The following is a 15,518-nucleotide window of genomic DNA, read 5'->3' as shown; positions in this document are numbered from 1 at the left end:
CCCGCCCCCCAAGCACGTAACCGTGAGCAGTAATTTGCCCGTTCTATAACGAAAAAAGGCGCGCCGCAGCACGCCTTTTCATGATTTCGTTAGGGAACAGTTTACATGTTTGGATAGTTCGGGCCGTCGCCACCCTGAGGTGTGGTCCAAACGATGTTCTGCGACGGGTCTTTGATGTCGCAGGTTTTGCAATGCACACAGTTCTGGAAGTTGATCACAAAGCGCGGATCTTTGCCTTCTTCCTCGACGAATTCGTAAACACCTGCGGGGCAATACCGCGCAGATGGCCCTGCATAAACCGGCAGGTTCACGTTCACTGGCACGGACGGATCTTTCAACGTCAAGTGCGCCGGCTGGTTTTCGTCATGGTTCGTGAACGAAAACGCCACGTTGGTCAGACGGTCAAAGCTGAGCTTTCCATCCGGTTTTGGATAGTCGATCTTTTTGTGATCGGCGGCTTTTTCGGTCGCCTCGGCATCGGATTTTCCGTGGCCAAGGGTTCCCAACAAGGAAAAGCCGAGCGTGTTGGTCCACATGTCGAACCCGCCCACGGCAAGCGATGTCATGAGGCCGTATTTGCTCCACAATGGTTTGACATTGCGTACTTTTTTCAAGTCTTTGCCGATTTCGCCGCTGCGCACGTCTGTTTCATACTCAGACAGTTCGTCACCGGAACGCCCCGCCTGGATGGCCGCAAATGCGGCTTCGGCGGCGGCTTTGCCCGACAGCATTGCGTTGTGGTTGCCCTTGATGCGCGGCACGTTGACCATGCCCACCGAACAGCCCAGCAGCGCCACACCGGGTGCAACCATCTTGGGCATCGACTGATAGCCACCTTCGGTGATCGCACGTGCGCCATATGCCACGCGTTTGCCACCTTTCAGCAGCTCGGCCACCATCGGGTGATGTTTGAAACGCTGGAATTCCATGTAAGGGAACACATGCGGGTTTTTGTAGCCCAAGTGCACAACAAAGCCGACATAGACCTGATTGTTTTCAATGTGATAGATGAACGAACCGCCACCGGCGTTCTTGTTCAAAGGCCAACCCATCGTGTGGGTCACAGTGCCTTCTTTGTGCTTGGCGGGATCGATTTCCCAGATTTCTTTCATGCCAAGGCCGTATTTCTGCGGTTCCTTGCCTGCATCCAGATCGTATTTCGCGATCACCTGCTTTGACAGGCTGCCGCGCACGCCTTCGGACAGGAACACGTATTTGCCGTGCAACTCCATGCCCGGCTCGTAATTGTCGCCTTTGGTGCCATCAGGGTTGATCCCGAATTCACCGGCAACCACGCCTTTGATCTCACCATTCTCGCCGCAAACCAGCTCGGAACAGGACATGCCGGGGAAAATCTCGACGCCCAGTTCTTCGGCTTGCTCGGCCATCCAGCGACAGACATTCGCCATCGACACAATATAGTTGCCGTGGTTGTTCATCAGCGGCGGCATGGGGAAGTTCGGCACGCGGATTTTGCCCGCCTCACCCAACATGTAAAAGTTGTCTTCGATCACCTTGGTCTTGATCGGCGCGCCTTTTTCTTTCCAGTCCGGCATCAACGCGTCCAGACCGATCGGGTCCAGCACCGCACCCGACAGGATGTGCGCCCCGACTTCGGAGCCCTTTTCCAGCACAACCACATTGCAGTCAGCATCCAGCTGTTTCAGACGGATCGCGGCTGACAGGCCCGCAGGACCAGCGCCAACAATAACGACGTCATATTCCATTGCTTCGCGTTCAACTTCGGCCATTTGGGGCTCCTCTTCGGGCAGAAAATGGGTTTGGATTTGGCTAAACCAGCACGGCTTGCTTTGCAATCGCGACACGACGTTAAAATGAAGGGCCGCGACAGTTTCGTAACAATATAATGAGCCAGCCGTCATAATGTTTCGCCACGCGAAATAGATCAGGGCCGCGGATCGCCCATAAGATAGCGCGGACCTTGGCCGTTTTCGCCAGCCCTATCCTTGGGGTTATATAGCGCACAGGCCTTTAGGCTTAGGCAGCCACAGCCGATACACCCATCCAGATCATCGCGCAGCCGCGTCAATGTGGCGATCCGCTGGTCCAGTCCGGCGCGAAAAGATTGGCTGATCCGTGCCCAATCTGCCTTGGTCGGGGTGCGCCCGCCGGGCAAGCGGTCAAGCTCGAGTTTGATCTGCGGCAGGGTAAAACCAAATTGCTGGGCAATCATCACAAAGCTAAGCCGCCGCAAATCCGCGCGTTCAAACCGCCGCTGCCCGCCTGCATTGCGCCATGGTTTAATCAACCCTTGCGCCTCGTAATAGCGGATCGCCGACACCGCCAACCCCGTACGCCGCGCAAGCGCACCAATAGACAGACCATCATTTACAGCCATAATTTCCCTCGAAAAAATCCCCTTGACCTAAAGTTAGGTTTAGGAATTACAAACAACAGGGTCAACACAACAACAAGGAAAGACCCGCCATGTCAGCGCAGCTTGAACACGCAAATATCACTGTCACCAACCCCGAGGCCACCGCCGCATGGATGGTCAAGATTTTTGGCTGGCATATCCGCTGGCAAGGCGATGCGATCGCCGGGGGACGCACCGTGCATGTTGGCACGCAGAACGACTATATCGCGCTTTACACGCCCAAAAACGGGCTGGAAACGGCCCCAAGCAGCTATACGACCGTTGGGGGGCTCAATCACATCGGTATCGTCGTCGATGATCTGGATGCAGCCGAGGCCGCCCTCAAATTCCACGGGTTCGAAACCAAAAACCATGCAGACTATGAACCGGGACGACGGTTTTACTTTCACGACCACGACGGGGTCGAATACGAGCTTGTTCAATATGGTGGATAAGCGCGCATTGATGTCACGGCGCGCACTCGGCCCTTGCAATCACGCGCCAGTTTAGGTCAGGTAAGGGCTAATTCAAATCGGTTGCACCCTCGGACCATCTCCGGGGCTGTGACCCTCATTGCGTGGACGACCACAATGGAAAAAATCCCTATGACCCGCGCCGGTCACATTGCTTTGGAAACCGAACTAAAGCACCTGAAGACGACTGAACGTCCTGCAATCATCAAAGCGATTGCCGAAGCGCGCGAGCATGGTGACCTGTCCGAAAACGCCGAATACCATTCTGCCAAGGAAAAACAGTCCTTTATCGAAGGCCGCGTGAAAGAGCTTGAAGGGGCGATTTCGCTGGCTGACGTCATTGACCCATCGAAAATGTCCGGCTCGATCAAGTTCGGTGCCAAGGTAACATTGGTGGACGAAGACACAGACGAAGAAAAAACCTATCAGATTGTTGGTGAATACGAGGCCAACATTGAAAAGGGTCTTTTGAACATCAAATCCCCTATTGCACGGGCGTTGATCGGCAAAGACGAAGGCGACAGCGTCACGGTGCGCACACCGGGGGGCGAAAGATCCTATGAGGTTCTCAAGATCATCTACGCTTGATCCGGGGCAATCGACATGACCGATACTACGCCTGCCCATCCGCCAAAGTTGCCGCGCCAGCCTGCGCGGTCGACCCCGTTTGGCGTCTATTCACGTCCAAATGATCAAACGATTTCCAGCATCGAAATCATCGCCATTGCACTAAGCGTGCTTTGGCTTTTGGGCTGTGGCATCTTCTTTTTGATGCAACCCTCTGACAGTGCACCTGATACCAGTGATCGCGGCCTACGGTTCGTGATGACGACCTTGGCCATTTTTATGCCGCTCGCGATGATTTGGGTCGCGGCCACTGCCGCGCGTGCCAGCCGTGTAATGCGCACAGAAAGCCAGCGCTTGCAGGCCGCAATCGACGCCATTCGCCAAGCGTATATCGCCCAGCAACAAGGCAAAACCTTTGAGGCAGATGCATCGGTCACGCGCAAGTTGGACGAAATCGCCGCCGCCGCGCGCAAAACCGAAACCGCCCTTGCCACGTTTCACACCCGCCGCGATGCAACGCCACGTGCCGCAGCCCCGGTTGCCGCAACTGCACCCTCGGATGATCAGCCGGCCTTGGCGCTTGGCACCCAAGCCAGCGATATGGCACCTGCACTGTCCCACGATGATTTCATTCGCGCGCTGAACTTTCCGGAAACGGCAGAAGACACCGAAGGTTTCACAGCCCTGCGCAAAGCCTTGAAAGACCGCAATGCATCGCAACTGGTCCAAGCCGCCCAAGACGTGCTGACCCTGCTAAGCCACGATGGCATTTACATGGACGATCTGCACCCCGACCGTGCCCGCCCCGAAGTTTGGCGCGAATTTGCCCAAGGCGCACGCGGGCGCACAATCGCGGCCCTTGGTGGCGTTCGCGATCGGTCGTCCCTTGCCCTGACCAACGCGCGGATGAAACAGGACCCGATCTTTCGCGATGCAGCGCACCATTTCCTACGTCGCTTTGACCGCGTCTTTTCAGGGTTCGAAGCCCAGGCATCTGACGGTGAAATATCAGCGCTTGCCGAAACCCGCACCGCGCGTGCGTTCATGCTGTTGGGTCGCGTCGCCGGAACGTTTGACTAGGGTCAGCTTTTCCGGCCCGACACCCTAAATCCCGAACGATCCATAAGGGATATACCGCACCATATCGCCCGGACGCACATGCACCGCCCCGTCCGGCAGTTCAACCAAACCTTCCGCCCAGCTCAGCCCGCTGATCCGGCCCGACCCTTCTGAGGCGAACACCTCGACACGGCCGTCGCACATCCGCGCGCGCAGAAATTCGCGGCGGCCCGGTTTCTTGCGCTTTTCAAACGCTGCAGGCACATCGAACCCTTGCGGCGTGGTCCATTCTTGCCCCGCCATCACCGACAACGCGGGCCGCGCAAAGATCAACGTACAGACCATCGCGGCGACCGGATTACCCGGCAGCCCAAAGACCGGCAGGCCGTGCCACATCCCCAATGCCAAGGGCCGCCCCGGTTTGACCGCAACCCGCCAAAGCGACAGGGCACCGGCCTCTTGCAGCAGGGCAGATACGTGATCCTCGTCCCCCGCAGATGCGCCGCCGCTGGTCAGGATCGCATCCACATCTCCGGTGGCGCTGTTCAGGCGGGCGCGCAATGCTGCACGATCATCGCCGACATGCCCCAGATCAACCGCAGTATGTCCGAACTGCCGGACCAGCGCCAAAAGCATCGGTCGGTTGGCATCGTAAATCTGGCCATCAGATGCCGCCCCGCCGGGTTCCACGATCTCGTCACCGGTCGAAATGACACCAACCCGCAACGGCTGATAAACATCCAGCGCATCATTCCCCGTCGCCGCCATCAGGGCCAGATCAGCCGCCGCAACACGCCGTCCGGCGCGCGTGACAACGTGGCCTTGTTCAACATCCTCGCCCGCCTTGCGGGTGTTCGCGCCCGGTTTGATGGGGCCATTGAACACCACGGCGCCATCCTCGATCCGAACGTCTTCTTGCAACACAACCGTATCGACGCCCGTGGGCAGCGCGGCACCTGTCAGAATGCGGATCGCCTGCCCTGCTGGCACGGTTCCCGGCGCATCCCCCGCCGCAGCGCGGCCATCGGCCAAAGGCAATTGATGCGGCCCATCGCCCCGCCCGCCTACAAAACCATAGCCATCAACAGCGGTGTTTGGCAGCGGCGGGTTGGCACGTTTGGCAGTCACGTCTTGCGCAACAATACGCCCCAATGCGCCGCCAATCTCTACCGTTTCAACCGACACGACCGGTGACAACCGGGATCTTAGCAACGACAACGCCTCGTCCACCGGTGTCCAATGCACCCCCGGCGGCAGGGCAAAACAGTCGTTCCGCAGCGGAGACGCCGTTTTCATGCGGTCCTCAAAACCCAACCCGAAAATCCAGCCTTCTTCGGGGGCGTATACGTCCAACATTTCATCCAATGCAGCCGCTGGTAATTCGCTCATCTGGCGCGACAGTTCTTGAACCTGCCACGCGTCCTTGATCATTTCAGCCGGTGCATCGCCAACCGTCAGCGACGGCCAGACTTCAACAAACGCCACCGGACGCTTTAGCTGCTCAAAGGGCCAAACGTTGATCTCTCCATGAAACCGTTTGCGCAGGCGCGACAACACCGGCAAACCCATGAACACCTGCGATCCGACGGCACCCGCCCCGCCCATTTGCCAGCAGGAAAACGCGCCTTTCGCCCGAGTTTCCGCCTGTCTTTTTTCCGAAAACGGGTTCGCATACCCTTCCTTGCGACGCAGCAGGCCGGGAATGTCGCGGTTGGGCAAACCATTGAACCAAAACGGGCCTACCCCGTCACCAAGTCCCAGGTTCATCTCTGCCGCCAGATCAAAACGGTTGTTTGTTTCGGGGCTATCCTCGATCCGCGCCTCGAACCAATCCCAAAGCACAAGCGGGTCAGTATAACCTGTCAACGCCTCGGCAAAACCGGCGGGATAACCGAAAGGAAAATCAAAGCCGATCATCACACGGCGCTCGGCCTCAAGTTCGGCCCGGATTAAATCAACGATCCACGCCTCGGCCACGGTTCTGTTGCGCAAATAAACCGGGTCTTGGTCCTGCCCGTTGCGATTCACACCCGCCCAAATCGCATCCTTGCGCGGGCTGCCCCCCGTGTCATTGCCGCCTGACCAATCGATCACCACAAATGTATCGAACCCGGTCACAGCCCGACCTCGGCCAAAATAAAATCTACGATCGCGACCGTATCATTCAAGTCAAAAACCGGGCGGTCCAACGCAAGCGGGGTATCGCTGGCCACGGCCTTGATGGTTTGATCATCGGGCGCAATCAAAGCGTTCCCCGTTTCGGCACGATGCGCCTCGATCTTGGGGTGAGCGTCGCGTTTGTAGCCTTCGATCAACACCAGATCGACGGGGCTTAACCGCGCCAGCAGCGCCTCCAGCTTCGGTTCTTCCTCGTCGCGCAGTTCGTGCATTAGTGCGACGCGATTGCGCGAGGCCAGCAGAACCTCGCGGGCACCGGCGACGCGGTGGCGATGACTGTCCTTGCCTGGATGATCCACCTCGAACGTGTGGTGCGCGTGTTTTACCGTCGACACGCTGAACCCACGCCCTGTAATCTCGGCAACCAGCCGTTCCATAAGCCCCGTTTTTCCAGCATTTTTCCAACCCGTGACGCCATAAATTCTCATAGCATGCCCTCGGCGATTTTCAGATCATCTGGCGTATTCACATTAAAGAACGCAGCCTCGTGCGGAAACAACGCCTCGCGTCCGCCGTATTGTTGGGTCCACATCACGACCTTACGCAGCCCGCCGTTCAGCGCCGCCCGCAGATCATCGCGCAATGCGACTGGCCACAGGCCGAATGTCGGATGCCGCGCCGTGCCGCCTGTTGCATCAGGTGTTGCCGCCAAGACCAGCGGGTGGGTCATCCCCTCGCTGGCAAGCAGCAGCCGTGGCACCAGATCGCCGGGAAAAAACGGGGTATCCGCGGCAGCAGTGACGATGGTGTCCGCGCCCCGTTCGGCGGCCCAATCCATCCCCGCAAGGACGCCCGCCAAGGGCCCCACAAAACCATCGATACTGTCAGGCAAAACCGTCAGATCAAGCGCATCAAACCGTGCCGCATCGCCATTGGCATTCAGCGCCAGTTCAGCAACCTGCGGCGACAGACGTTCGATCACATGAGACAGCAATGTGCGACCACCCAACCTCAGCAAACCCTTGTCACCGCCGCCCATGCGCGTGGCCTGCCCACCGGCCAGAATAACCCCAAGTGGCTGTTTCATTCCGATCCCTTCCGCCCGGCGCGTTTAGGTTCCTCAAGAACCAAATCCGGGTCAGCGTCGCGCACAAGGCGGTCTTCTCCGGCGAGGCAGATAAAACGTTTGCCCTTCATCCGGCCGATCAACGTCAGGCCAACCTGGTTCGCAATTTCAACGCCCCATGCGGTAAATCCAGACCGCGACGCCAGCACCGGAATACCCATCATCGCGGTTTTGATCACCATCTCAGAGGTCAGGCGCCCGGTGGTGTATAATATCTTGTCATCCGCAGGCACATTTTCAGACAACATCCAGCCTGCGATCTTGTCGACGGCGTTATGACGCCCGACGTCCTCCATATAAACCAATGGCTTATCGCCTTGGCACAGAATCGTTCCATGGATCGCGCCAGCCTCGAGATACAGGCTGGGCGTGCGGTTGATCTGCGCGCTCAGACGGTAAAGCCACGAAGTATGGACCGGTGTGGCGGGCAGGCTTACGCCCTCCAGCCCCTCCATCATATCGCCAAAAACAGTGCCGACAGCGCAGCCGCTGGTGCGGGTTTTCTTGCGCATCTTGTCTTCGTAATCGGTTTTGCGGGCGGTGCGAACCACGACGACCTCAAGGTCTTCGTCATAGTCTACGCGGGTAATTTCCTCGCCGTCGCGCAGCATGCCTTGGTTGCGGAGAAACCCAAGCGCCAGATATTCAGGGTAGTCGCCGATGGTCATTGCCGTCACGATTTCCTGCGCGTTCAGAAAAATCGTAAGCGGGCGTTCTTCTACCACATTGATGGTCAATTCTGCCCCGGTGTGGTCGCGGCCCTTTACCGCACGGGTCAGGCGTGGTGCCCCCGGCTGCGGGGCGATCAGATAGGCATCGGTGTCAAGGTTCACAGGCAATTGCATCCCCTTCGGACGGCGGCTAAGGATATGGGAATAGCCTAGGGGTAAAGCATGACCATCACCACCACGAAATCGGCCTTCCGCAAGGGCCTGGCCGATGCGGCCCCGTTTGTTTTGGTGATCATTCCATTTTCATCCCTGTTCGGCATTCTCGCGACCGAGGCAGGGCTGAGCGTATTTGAAACGCTGGCCTTTTCCGTCGTCGTGATCGCGGGTGCGGCGCAGTTTACGGCGCTTCAACTTATGCAGGAACACGCCCCGACGGCGATTGTACTGGCCTCGGCGCTGGCGGTGAACCTGCGCATGGCGATGTATTCCGCGTCCCTGACGCCCTACATCGGTGCAGCCCCCCTGTGGCAACGCGCGTTTGCGGCGTATCTGACAGTCGATCAATCTTATGTGTGCTCGATGGCGCAATATGAAAAACAGCCCGACATGACCATTCCGCAGCGGATGTCGTATTTCTTTGGCTGCGTGACGCCTATCGTCCCGCTTTGGTATTTATTCACGCTGGTCGGTGCCTTGTTGGGCGCGCAGATCCCGGACAGCTGGGCGTTGGATTTCGCCCTGCCCATCACATTTCTGGCGATGATCGCGCCGATGTTTCGTACACCCGCGCATGTGGTCGCCGCGTTGGTCGCGTCAGTTGCGTCTTTGGCAACAGCGGGTATTCCCTATTCGCTGGGTCTGATCGTGGCGGGGGTCGTCGGCATGATGGCAGGTGCCCAGACCGAAGTCTTGCTTGATCGCCGGTCGGAGGGAGCAGCATGATGATCGATAAGGGCACATTGTGGTTTGTGATTATCGGCCTTGGCATCGGCAGCTTTGGCTTGCGCTTTGTCTTTACCGGATTGGTGGGCGACCGCGAAATGCCCGCATGGCTGCTGCGCCATCTGCGTTACACCGCCGTTGCCATCCTGCCCGCTTTGGTGGTCCCTCAGGTCTTTGCCCCCGCCGCGACGGGGGGACAGTTCGATCCCCCGCGTTTTGCGGCAGCGGCGGTTGCACTTACTGTGGGGATCATCACAAAGAACGTGTTGCTGGCGATTATCAGCGGTGCCGCCACGCTATACGGCCTGCTTTGGTTACTCGGCTAACAGCGCCGCCTGCACACCATCAAGCACGTGACCTGCGTCATTTTCGTAATACTGCGTCGTGGTGACATTTGGCAGCGCCGCAAATCTCTCGGACAATTTACCGGGATAATAGGTTTTGCCGATCCCCTCGAAACCCGCCACGTCCGACAGCAAGCTTGATGTCGCGCTGGCGCAATAGGCTGCGGGGACCTGCCCGTTAGTCATCACCGCTTTAAGAAGCTGTTCAGCTTGCTGTTCGGTCACCGAGACGGTCTGACTGCGCACGTGGTGCGTTTTACGAGCGTGCGAGGATTTATAGGCCTCGACCCAGTTTGGCGACATACCATAAAGCACATCACCCCGTTCAATCACCCGTGGGTCGCGAAACGACCCTGCCGGATCAAAGATCACCTGCTGCGACCCATTCACCAGCAACGCCGTGTGCGCGCCGCTGCCCGAGCGGTTGTTAACCATGGTCAGCAAAGTCAGTGATTTAGGGCCCGGCGCGGAATAGGCTGCGGCGGCGACTTCGGCCGGTGAATTATCAATGCCGGTATCGTTCGCACATGCCGCAACGATTGCGACACAGGCCAGTGCCATCCAAATACGCATATTATAGTCCTGTTGGGTAGGTGCCGAAGGTCTTAGCGGGCGAAGATTGCCATAAAGACAAGGATACCAATGATCACGATCGAGGACCATTTGACCCAGTTCATGAAGTTGTCAAAGGTCTTTTCCTGTGACGTGGTATCCATGGAGCCGTGTTCATGTTTGGCCATTTTCGTAATCCTTTGACTTGGTGTTCATCCAATTTGAAAACGTGGTTACTGCATTCGCGCGCCCATGTCACGATATCAAAGAACACGATCTTATGTGTTTTTTGTCTGCGTCAGGGCTGCATCAGCTTCGATATCCTCGACCAAGCGAAAGCCGATCCGATTCGCGGGCTTTTCGGGCTTGGCCTTTGGCAAGGCACGCAAGGCGACGTTCAACTGGCTGACATGCTGCACCAATTGCATCCGTCCACCCCCGCCGTCCTGACCGTAAAAGGTGACAATATCAGGGTCGAAATACCCCATTCCTTCGATCCGCAAAACGCCCGCGTCGCCGCCTGTGAACCCCATTGCGACCTCTTGGTCCCCGTCCAACTGCTCCTCAAAGTTTTTGAGGTACAGCACGACCCGCTCGTAGGCCCATTGTGCCGGTGATTTCTTTGACACAGGCGTGTTTGTCATGCCCTTTGGCACCGCTTGCTGGGCGGCATTACGCTGTGTGGCGTCAGAATGGACCTCGTGCAAACGCGGCAAGGCATCCGCCTCGGCGGCCTCGGCGGCGGTTCTGATAAGATCATCCATTGGCTTGTTCCGTTGCCTGATACACCCAAGCCCCATCTTCTGCCCGCAATTCGCGCGTGGCAAGACCGGTTTGATACAGATGACTTAGATGTGCGACTGCCTCGACCAATGCCAGCCCATATTCGCCTTCGCCAATCTTGCGTTTGAACAAGGTCGGAAAGCATTCCGAGGCAGATTTCGGCGTGTCGATATATTTGACCAACCGTTTCAGCGCGCCGTGGTGATTGTCGATCAACTGGCGCATGCGCGTGGGCAGCCCCGTGAACGGCAGTTTGTGCCCACCAAGTACCAGATGATCCTCGCGGCCCATCGGGGCCAGACGTTCGCAGGCCTCCAGCCATTCGCCGATTGGGTCGGCCATGGGTTCAGTTGCATACACACCTACATTCGGGCTGATCGATGACAAAATCTGATCGCCCGCGATGACCAGATTGTCATCCCTGCTCCATAGGGTGGCGTGTTCGGGCGCGTGGCCATTGCCCATGTGCACGTCAAACACGCGCCCACCGATGGTGATCTGATCGTCTTGCTTGATGCGGGTAAAGCCCAAGGGCAGCGGATCAACGATATCGGCAAAGTTGAATGGCCGCTCGGAGGCGCGTTTTTCGTATAGATCACGATCCATGCCCGACATCTTGTAGAATGCCAGTGTTTCGGCGGCAGGTGTTTCTTGAGTGTCGAGCGTCAACATCCGCGCCGTCAGCCATGCCGTGCGGGTGGTGACCAGTTCGGCCCCGTGTTCAGTTTGGAACCACCCTGCCAGCCCGATGTGATCGGGGTGGTGATGGGTCACGACCACGCGCGAAACCGGCTTGCCCCCAAGGGGCCCCGCCATCAGTTCGGTCCAGATTCCCTTGGCTTTCTTGGACGAAAATCCGGTATCGATGATTGTCCAGCTGTCGCCTTCGTCAAAGGCATAGACGTTCACATGGTCCAGCTTCATCGGCAGCGGCAAGCGCAGCCAAAGCACACCCGGCGCGACCTCGATCGCCTCGTTATGGGCGGGCGGCGTATCCCAAGGGTAACGCAGGCCCACGACTTTTTTAACGGTCATCAGGCAACCAATTCATCTGTGGTCAGTGCAAACAGATCATCTGCCCCCGACTGCGCATGCACCAGCAGGCCCGCATGTTCAGGCAACAAGCGCAGGATATAGAACCGCGCCAGCTTTTCGCGCGGACCGCCCTTGTCAGCCAAGGCCGCCTTGAGGTGCAAATGCCCCCCCAACACGCGTGCAAAGGCCCGAAGATACGGCACCGCACCGGCGAACCGCGTGTCCATGTCGTCTTGGGCAACCAGCCATTCGGTGGTCTCGCGCAGGGTTTCTGTCGCTTGCCAAACCGCGTCGGCCATGTTCGGGAACGCGTCGCGCGCCGCTTCGGCATGGGCTTCGATTTCGTCCATCAGTCGGTTCGCGGCCTCGCCGCCATCCATCATCTTGCGTGCCACCAGATCCATCGCCTGAATGCCGTTGGTACCCTCGTAGATTGCGGTCACGCGCACATCGCGGCAGTACTGCGCCGCGCCTGTTTCTTCGATTACGCCCATGCCACCGTGCACCTGCACACCCATCTGCGCCACCTCTACCCCGACGTCTGTTCCGAACGCTTTGGTGATCGGGGTCAGGAATGCGGCACGCGATTTCCACTCCGCCTCGCCGGTGGCGTTGGTCATGTCGATGGCCACCGCACAACTGGCAGCAATGGCCCGCGCGGCAAAGGTTTCGGCCTTCATCGTCATCAACATGCGGCGCACGTCCGCATGATCAACAATGGTACCAGACCCGTTTGGCCGGATGTTTTTGCCCTGCTTGCGGTCCAACGCATAGGACAGCGCATGTTGATAGGCCGCTTCGGCAACGCCGATACCTTGTTCGCCGACGCCCAGCCGCGCGTTGTTCATCATGGTAAACATCGCCGCCATGCCGCCCTGTTCAGGACCGACCAGCCAACCGACGGCTTTGTCGTATTGCATCACGCATGTGGGCGATCCGTGTAGGCCCATCTTGTGCTCAAGGCTGACCACTTGCAGCGTGTTTCTGGCCCCTAGGCTGCCATCTTCGTTTGGCAGAAACTTGGGCACCAAGAACAGGCTGATCCCCTTGGTGCCCGCAGGCGCACCCGGCAGGCGCGCAAGCACCAAATGGCAGACGTTGTCCGCAAAATCATTATCGCCCCAACTGATATAAATCTTCTGACCCGAGATGTTGAACGTCCCATCGCCGTTGTCTTCGGCCTTTGAGGAAAGCGCGCCCACGTCCGATCCGGCTTGCGGTTCGGTCAGGTTCATCGTGCCGGTCCATTCGCCGCTAATCAGCTTGGGCAAATACAATTCCTTGATCGCGTCGCTGGCGTGGTGTTCCAGCGCCTCGATCTGGCCTTGGCTCATCAACGGGGCCAATTGCAGCGACAGGCACGCGCCGCTCATCATTTCGTTCACGGCGCTGGCCATGGTCAACGGCAGGCCCATCCCGCCATATTCGGGGTCCGCGCTGATGCCGATCCAACCGCCGTCTGCGATGGCTTTGAAACCATCCGCATAACCGGGCGATGTGCGCACCACACCGTTTTCCAGCTTGGCAGGTTGCAGATCGCCGGGGCGCTGCAGGGGGGCCATCACATCATTACACAGCTTGCCCGCTTCTTCCAAAATCGCACGGGTCACATCATCCGTGGCCTCGGCGAATTTATCCGTGGCACGCACGTCCTCAAGCCCAACAATATGGTTGAACAGAAAATTATAATCCTCGACGGGGGCGCGGTATGGCATCGTAATTCCTCCTTGGGCGTGCGCGTCTGCTTGGCAAATAGAGCATCGACCTGATAAGCCCACAAACATAAACCGGGGGCAGTTTCGCAAGGATGCTGCGACTGGCCCGCCACCGCAACCCGAAACACAGCGTCACAAAGGCTTTGAGTGAACAGATGACCGATATCCTGCAGCCTGACCCCCAAGGGATCGCCCGCGCCGCCGCTGTTCTGGCCGCTGGCGGATTGGTCGCGCTGCCCACTGAAACGGTTTACGGGCTGGCTGCTGACGCCCGCAATGGCACGGCGGTGGCCCGTATCTATGAAGCAAAAGGCCGGCCCAGCTTTAACCCGCTGATTGTGCACCTTGCCGATGTTGATGACGCGCAGCGCTATGGCGTTTGGTCGGACAACGCCGAAATCCTTGCAACTGCATTTTGGCCCGGTCCGCTGACGTTGGTTTTGCCGTTAACCAGCAATCATGGCTTGTCGTCGCTTGTCACCGCAGGGTTGGACAGCGTTGCCCTGCGCGTGCCCGCACACCCGACATCGCACGCGATCTTGCAGGCGTTTGACGGCCCCATTGCAGCACCATCGGCCAATCCGTCGGGGCGCATCAGCGCGACAACAGCGGCCCATGTGCTGGCGGGGCTGGACGGGCGCATTGACGCTGTCGTGGATGACGGCCCCTGTGCAGTCGGGCTAGAAAGCACCATCATCGGATTAACCCAAACAAAACCTATTTTGCTGCGCGCAGGGGGTCTCCCTATTGAGGCGATTGAAGCCGCGCTTGGCATGCAGATAGACGTCGCCGACGGTGCAGAGATCATCGCGCCGGGGCAAATGACATCGCATTACGCGCCCGCCGCGCAAGTCCGTCTGAACGCACAAACGGCATCAGAGGGCGAGGTTCTGTTAGGATTTGGCACGATTTCAGGCGATTTGAACCTTTCGCCCAGCGGTGATCTGACCCAAGCTGCGGCCAATCTGTTCGATTATCTGCATGCCCTTGATGCGATGGCTAAACCCATCGCCATTGCGCCTATTCCGGATCACGGTCTTGGTCGGGCCATCAATGACCGCCTGCGCCGCGCCGCCGCACCACGCTAGCTAGGCACGTCCCGCAGCCGAACTTAGGCCCAGCGGGTCAATGCCAAGCGATGACAGCGCCGCCGCCCATTTATCAGCGTCGGGCAGATCGAACACGATCTCGGGCGTGGCATCGCAAGTCAGCCAGCCGTTTTGGGCAATCTCGTGTTCAAGCTGATTCTCACCCCAACCGGCATAGCCCAACATCAACAACGCCTGCGCAGGCCCCTTGCCGCGGGCGATATCCTCTAGCACGTCCAAAGTGGCGGTCATCCCGAACCCGTCTGTGACATTCAGGGTTTGCAGCACCGATTGGTATTCAGCGCTGTGCAAAACAAAGCCGCGCGATGTCTCGACCGGGCCGCCAAAATGCACGCCAAGCCCCGATGTATCGTTAAACTCAACATCGCTGAGTTTATCCAAAACGTCAGTAAGTTTCAGATCAGGCGCTGGTTTGTTGACGATCAGCCCCATCGCCCCATCGGCGGAATGGGTGCAAATAAAGATGACAGAATGATCGAACCGTGGGTCGCCCATGCCAGGCATCGCCACCAGCAATTGCCCCGTAAGATCCATTTCCAGCCCCATGCGTCCCCCGTAAAATGCTGCCCGATCAGAATGGCCTGTGGTTCCGTTCCTTTCAACCCCGCCGCGTTGTAACGTTTCATAATGCAATAGTGACTTGGCAG

General features: G+C 58.4%; 18 protein-coding genes. 6 read left to right on the top strand and 12 right to left on the bottom strand.

The genetic code is table 11. The features are described 5' to 3' along the window. Nucleotides 1-101: 101 nt before the first annotated feature. Nucleotides 102-1,751: an electron transfer flavoprotein-ubiquinone oxidoreductase gene (locus KZZ06_RS08265; protein WP_219579558.1), complete on the bottom strand. Its 1,650-nt coding sequence runs from the start codon at nucleotides 1,749-1,751 to the stop codon at nucleotides 102-104. 155 nt (nucleotides 1,752-1,906) lie between these two features. Continuing rightward, nucleotides 1,907-2,359 carry a redox-sensitive transcriptional activator SoxR gene (gene soxR, locus KZZ06_RS08260; RefSeq protein ID WP_219579557.1) on the bottom strand — a complete coding sequence of 151 codons (453 nt, stop codon included), beginning with the start codon at nucleotides 2,357-2,359 and terminating at the stop codon, nucleotides 1,907-1,909. An 89-nt stretch (nucleotides 2,360-2,448) separates the two neighbouring features. Between soxR and KZZ06_RS08255 the strand changes: the two genes are divergently transcribed. From KZZ06_RS08255 to KZZ06_RS08245, 3 genes are all read left to right on the top strand, one after another. Then, a complete protein-coding gene (locus KZZ06_RS08255; RefSeq protein WP_219579556.1) occupies nucleotides 2,449-2,832 on the top strand; it encodes a VOC family protein in 384 nt (127 codons plus the stop codon). 135 nt (nucleotides 2,833-2,967) lie between these two features. After that, nucleotides 2,968-3,438 carry a transcription elongation factor GreA gene (gene greA, locus KZZ06_RS08250; RefSeq protein ID WP_219579555.1) on the top strand — a complete coding sequence of 157 codons (471 nt, stop codon included), beginning with the start codon at nucleotides 2,968-2,970 and terminating at the stop codon, nucleotides 3,436-3,438. 15 nt (nucleotides 3,439-3,453) lie between these two features. Beyond that, a complete protein-coding gene (locus KZZ06_RS08245) occupies nucleotides 3,454-4,497 on the top strand; it encodes a hypothetical protein (protein WP_219579554.1) in 1,044 nt (347 codons plus the stop codon). A 24-nt stretch (nucleotides 4,498-4,521) separates the two neighbouring features. Here the strand turns inward: KZZ06_RS08245 and glp are convergent, their stop codons facing one another. The 4 genes from glp to KZZ06_RS08225 are packed head-to-tail and all read right to left on the bottom strand — an operon-like array spanning nucleotide 4,522 to nucleotide 8,565. Then, nucleotides 4,522-6,594, bottom strand: a complete 2,073-nt coding sequence (gene glp / locus KZZ06_RS08240) for a gephyrin-like molybdotransferase Glp (RefSeq protein WP_219579553.1) — start codon at nucleotides 6,592-6,594, stop codon at nucleotides 4,522-4,524. Then, nucleotides 6,591-7,082 carry a molybdopterin-guanine dinucleotide biosynthesis protein B gene (gene mobB / locus KZZ06_RS08235; protein WP_219579552.1) on the bottom strand — a complete coding sequence of 164 codons (492 nt, stop codon included), beginning with the start codon at nucleotides 7,080-7,082 and terminating at the stop codon, nucleotides 6,591-6,593. Before mobB ends, glp begins: the two co-directional genes overlap by 4 nt. Further along, on the bottom strand, nucleotides 7,079-7,681 hold the full coding sequence (mobA, locus tag KZZ06_RS08230; protein ID WP_219579551.1) for a molybdenum cofactor guanylyltransferase MobA: 603 nt from the start codon (nucleotides 7,679-7,681) through the stop codon (nucleotides 7,079-7,081). Before mobA ends, mobB begins: the two co-directional genes overlap by 4 nt. Then, nucleotides 7,678-8,565: a formate dehydrogenase accessory sulfurtransferase FdhD gene (locus KZZ06_RS08225; RefSeq protein ID WP_219579550.1), complete on the bottom strand. Its 888-nt coding sequence runs from the start codon at nucleotides 8,563-8,565 to the stop codon at nucleotides 7,678-7,680. Before KZZ06_RS08225 ends, mobA begins: the two co-directional genes overlap by 4 nt. A gap of 48 nt (nucleotides 8,566-8,613) precedes the next feature. Between KZZ06_RS08225 and KZZ06_RS08220 the strand changes: the two genes are divergently transcribed. Both KZZ06_RS08220 and KZZ06_RS08215 read left to right on the top strand, forming a co-directional pair. Beyond that, nucleotides 8,614-9,333 carry an AzlC family ABC transporter permease gene (locus KZZ06_RS08220; protein ID WP_219579549.1) on the top strand — a complete coding sequence of 240 codons (720 nt, stop codon included), beginning with the start codon at nucleotides 8,614-8,616 and terminating at the stop codon, nucleotides 9,331-9,333. Then, complete coding sequence (locus KZZ06_RS08215; protein WP_219579901.1) at nucleotides 9,333-9,659, top strand: AzlD domain-containing protein; 327 nt, start codon at nucleotides 9,333-9,335, stop codon at nucleotides 9,657-9,659. Before KZZ06_RS08220 ends, KZZ06_RS08215 begins: the two co-directional genes overlap by 1 nt. Here KZZ06_RS08215 and KZZ06_RS08210 read toward each other — a convergent pair. The 5 genes from KZZ06_RS08210 to KZZ06_RS08190 form a co-directional block, all read right to left on the bottom strand. Beyond that, complete coding sequence (locus KZZ06_RS08210) at nucleotides 9,648-10,250, bottom strand: hypothetical protein (RefSeq protein WP_219579548.1); 603 nt, start codon at nucleotides 10,248-10,250, stop codon at nucleotides 9,648-9,650. The genes KZZ06_RS08215 and KZZ06_RS08210 overlap by 12 nt on opposite strands. 32 nt (nucleotides 10,251-10,282) lie before the next feature. Further along, entirely contained in the window at nucleotides 10,283-10,417 is a 135-nt protein-coding gene (locus KZZ06_RS08205) for an aa3-type cytochrome c oxidase subunit IV (protein ID WP_093915506.1), read from the bottom strand. Between the two features lie 90 nt (nucleotides 10,418-10,507). Further along, nucleotides 10,508-10,993 (bottom strand): DUF6173 family protein, encoded by a 486-nt coding sequence (locus KZZ06_RS08200; protein ID WP_219579547.1) that lies wholly within the window; start codon nucleotides 10,991-10,993, stop codon nucleotides 10,508-10,510. Next, a complete protein-coding gene (locus tag KZZ06_RS08195) occupies nucleotides 10,986-12,047 on the bottom strand; it encodes an MBL fold metallo-hydrolase (RefSeq protein WP_219579546.1) in 1,062 nt (353 codons plus the stop codon). The genes KZZ06_RS08200 and KZZ06_RS08195 overlap by 8 nt, the downstream gene beginning before the upstream one ends. Further along, nucleotides 12,047-13,762 carry an acyl-CoA dehydrogenase gene (locus tag KZZ06_RS08190; protein WP_219579545.1) on the bottom strand — a complete coding sequence of 572 codons (1,716 nt, stop codon included), beginning with the start codon at nucleotides 13,760-13,762 and terminating at the stop codon, nucleotides 12,047-12,049. Before KZZ06_RS08190 ends, KZZ06_RS08195 begins: the two co-directional genes overlap by 1 nt. A 155-nt stretch (nucleotides 13,763-13,917) precedes the next feature. On the opposite strand from KZZ06_RS08190, the gene KZZ06_RS08185 reads away from it, so the two are divergent. Continuing rightward, nucleotides 13,918-14,850 (top strand): L-threonylcarbamoyladenylate synthase, encoded by a 933-nt coding sequence (locus KZZ06_RS08185; protein ID WP_219579544.1) that lies wholly within the window; start codon nucleotides 13,918-13,920, stop codon nucleotides 14,848-14,850. On the opposite strand, the gene KZZ06_RS08180 is transcribed toward KZZ06_RS08185, so the two are convergent. Further along, nucleotides 14,851-15,417: a YqgE/AlgH family protein gene (locus KZZ06_RS08180; protein WP_257884256.1), complete on the bottom strand. Its 567-nt coding sequence runs from the start codon at nucleotides 15,415-15,417 to the stop codon at nucleotides 14,851-14,853. It lies immediately after the preceding gene. Nucleotides 15,418-15,518 lie beyond the last annotated feature (101 nt).

It is taken from the genome of Sulfitobacter sp. CW3, from assembly GCF_019392245.1.
Classification (GTDB): Bacteria; Pseudomonadota; Alphaproteobacteria; order Rhodobacterales; family Rhodobacteraceae; genus Sulfitobacter.
The sequence above is the reverse complement of the archived record's forward strand: the minus strand, read 5'-3'. Positions and strand labels throughout refer to the sequence as shown.